Annotated in this window: 3 protein-coding genes and 1 pseudogene; all 4 read right to left on the reverse strand. The window is 70.6% G+C overall.

What is annotated here, in order from left to right:
- Positions 1 to 179: 179 nt before the first annotated feature.
- A complete protein-coding gene (ftsZ, locus tag AB0J09_RS59920; protein WP_360712602.1) occupies positions 180 to 1667 on the reverse strand; it encodes a cell division protein FtsZ in 1488 nt (495 codons plus the stop codon).
- A gap of 323 nt (positions 1668 to 1990) precedes the next feature.
- On the reverse strand, positions 1991 to 2668 hold the full coding sequence (locus AB0J09_RS59925) for an FtsQ-type POTRA domain-containing protein (RefSeq protein ID WP_360712605.1): 678 nt from the start codon (positions 2666 to 2668) through the stop codon (positions 1991 to 1993).
- Between the two features lie 139 nt (positions 2669 to 2807).
- A pseudogene (locus AB0J09_RS59930) lies at positions 2808 to 2975 on the reverse strand (DJ-1/PfpI family protein); the annotation flags it as partial.
- 44 nt (positions 2976 to 3019) lie between these two features.
- Positions 3020 to 3434 (reverse strand): cyanophycin synthetase (locus AB0J09_RS59935; RefSeq protein WP_360712608.1); only part of this gene is annotated, 415 nt, incomplete at its 5' end.

The following is a 3434-nucleotide window of genomic DNA, read 5'->3' on the forward strand; positions in this document are numbered from 1 at the left end:
CGCCCCACCGCGTGGCAGGCCGCCGCGATGCGTGCGTCGACCTCGGCGAACCCGGCCGCGATCTCGTCCCTTCTCACTGACTCTCCCTTTCCACTACAGGCCCGGCACAGGGTACGCCTTCGCGCACACGACGGCGCCGCTCCCGGAACCTTGCCGGAGAGCGGCGTCAGGCGGCCGGGCTATTTGAGGAAGTCGGGGACGTCGAGCTCCTCCTCCTGCTCCTCGAAGATCACCCTGGGACGTTTGGCGGGCTCCGACATGCGGGAGGTGATGGGCGTGGGCGGATTGGCGGGCTCGGGCGTGGGCCGGGGGATCGAGACGGGGCCGGACGGCTCCTCGGCGACCGGCTCGTCGAGCGCGGGCTCGGGGGCCAGCGGCGACTCCACCGGCCGCACCGGCTCGGGACGCGGCGGCTCGGGACGGGACTCCGGGCGGGGCTCGGGCCTGAACTCGGCGCGCGGCTCGGGGCGGGGCTCCGCCCTGAAGTCGGCACGCGGCTCTGGACGCGGCTCAGACCGGAATTCGGGACGCGGCTCGGGCCTGAAGTCCGCACGCGGCTCCGAACGCACCTCAGCGCGCGGCTCAGGGCGCGGCGCGGCCTGCTCCGACTTCACGCTGGGGGACGCGAGGCTCGGCCGGACAGAGGACGACACGGGCGGTGCGGCGGGTGGTGCGGCGGGGCGGCTCGCCGGGCGGGGCATCGGCTTCTCCACCGGCGGCGGCACGTCGTCGAAGCCGGCCGCGATCACCGTCACGCGCACCTCGTCGCCGAGGGCGTCGTCGATGACCGTACCGAAGATGATGTTGGCGTCGGGCGCGGCCGCCATGGACACGAGTTGCGCGGCCTCGTTGATCTCGAACAGGCCGAGGTCGGAGCCACCCGCGATCGACAGCAGCACGCCGTGGGCGCCGTCGATGCTGGCCTCCAGCAGCGGGCTGGAGACGGCCATCTCGGCCGCCGCCACCGAGCGGTCGTCGCCGCGGGCGTGGCCGATGCCCATGAGCGCCGAGCCGGCGCCCGACATGACCGACTTGACGTCGGCGAAGTCGAGGTTGATCAGACCGGGAGTGGTGATCAGGTCGGTGATGCCCTGGACACCCGAGAGCAGCACCTGGTCGGCCGCCTTGAACGCGTCGAGCACGCTCACCTGCCGGTCGGAGATCGACAGCAACCGGTCGTTGGGGATCACGATCAGCGTGTCGACCTCGTCGCGCAGCGTCTCGATGCCGGCTTCGGCCTGCATGGCCCTGCGCCGCCCCTCGAAGCTGAACGGCCTGGTCACGACGCCGATGGTCAGCGCGCCGAGCGACCTGGCGATGTTGGCCACGACGGGCGCGCCGCCCGTGCCGGTGCCGCCGCCCTCGCCGGCCGTCACGAAGACCATGTCGGCCCCCTTGAGGACCTCCTCGATCTCCTCACGGTGGTCCTCGGCCGCCTTGCGCCCCACGTCGGGGTTGGCGCCGGCACCCAGTCCGCGCGTGAGCTCGCGGCCCACGTCGAGTTTCACATCGGCGTCACTCATCAGCAGCGCCTGGGCGTCGGTGTTTATGGCGATGAACTCGACGCCCTTGAGTCCCTCCTCGATCATCCGGTTGACGGCGTTGACTCCGCCGCCGCCGATGCCGACGACCTTGATGACCGCGAGGTAGTTCTGCGGTGCTGCCACGACGAGGGGCCTTTCCGCTCGTTGACTTGCCATTTCGGTGCGGATTGTCTCCGCTTTTGTCACTTCGGATAACTCTCAACCTCAGGTTGAGATTTAGATTTATGTCAACCTGAGGATTGATACGGACAGTAGGAGTCCCCTGCCTGGCGGGTCAACTAACCGCGCCGCAAGCACGTCCGGCGTGTCGCGGGCTGTCCGTTTCGCTCCGAAGTCGCGCCTGGTCGGGGGCTCCTGCGCCCGACGTACGACTTAAGGCTCTCACGCCGGGACCCCCACCTCGCACAAGCTCGGCCATGCCTTGCCGCGGACTTGCCCACTCTTGATCACTTCAGCGTCACCACATCAGGAGAGCTGACGTCAAACACGGTGGCTTTCTCGCGTTTGAGTAGCGAAATCAGGATGCGGCCCTTCTCCTTGGGCCGGTCGGCGCCACCCCAGATGACGGTCCGCCCGTCGGACAGCTTCAGGGTCACGCCTTCGGCCGTTCCGGCGCGTACTTCCCTGACCTTGGGCGCCACCTCGTCCGGGACCGCCTGGATGACCTGGAGCGCCGCCATCGTGGTGGGATCACCCACCGCGGGTGTGTCGACCTTGAGCACCGGCAGTATCGGCGGCGCCGCGGACTTCACCTCGATCACCACGCCCTGCTTGTCGACGATCGCGAACTTGCCGCCCGCGGGGATCGAGGCGACGGGCTCGCGCTCGACCACCTCGATCTTGAGCGTGCCCGGCCAGACCCGGTCCACCCTGGCACTGGCGAGCTGTCTGATGGCCAGGACGCGGCCCTCGACGTCGGCGAGGTTCACGGTGGCGAGGGGATGGAGGTCGGCCACGCCGGCCTGCTGCTTGATGCGCTCGCTCGGCACTGTGAGATTTCCCACGATCTCGATCGAGCGCACGCCCAGGACGGGCGAGAAGAACACCAGCCAGGCGGCCGAGCCCACCACTCCCGCCGTGAGCAGCACCAGGAACGCCGTCCGCGCCTTCATCGTCCTCCCCATGCCGGCCCCTGAGCGTCGGCACAGAACCTACGCCGACGCGCGTCGCAACACCGCACGCCACGCCCAAAACGGTCCATGCGTCGCCTCGCGCGACCGCCTCTCCCCAAGGACCCCCGCCCCACGGGAGGGGAAGGACTCTTTCGATGCCGGCCACCGTCCCCGCGGAGGTGATCACGTTGGTGTCCTCCACGTAGAGCACGGACGGATCGACCCGGACGGCGGGACAGCGGCGGCTCAGCACCTCCGCGTACAGCCAGTGGGTGGTGGCCCGGCGCCCGTCGAGCACCCCGGCGGCGGCCAGGACGAAGCCCATCATCAGACGCCCAGGGTGCAGCGCCCCCGGAAGCGCGGTCAGAGGGAAAGGCGGGCCACGATCTGCGGGCCGAGCTCCGTGACGTCGCCCGCGCCCATGGTGAGCACGATGTCGCCGGGCCGCGCCCGCTCGGCCACCAGCGCCGGGACCATGGCCCGGTCCGGCGCGTACACGACCTGCTCAGGCGGCAGCGGCACCCGCCCGGCGACCAGCGCGCCCGAGACCCCAGGCTCGGGATCCTCGCGGGCCCCGTAGACGTCGAGCACGATGGCCTCGTCGGCCAGCCCGAGCGCCGCGCCGAACTCGTCGGCGAAGAACCGGGTGCGCGAGTAGAGGTGCGGCTGGAAGACCGCGATGACCCGGCCGTCGCCGGAGTAGGAGGCGACCACGTCGCGAGCGGCCTTCAGGTCGGCGGCCAGCTCGGTCGGGTGGTGCGCGTAGCTGTCGAACACC

It is taken from the genome of Nonomuraea sp. NPDC049784 (genome assembly GCF_040659615.1).
GTDB lineage: Bacteria > Actinomycetota > Actinomycetes > Streptosporangiales > Streptosporangiaceae > Nonomuraea.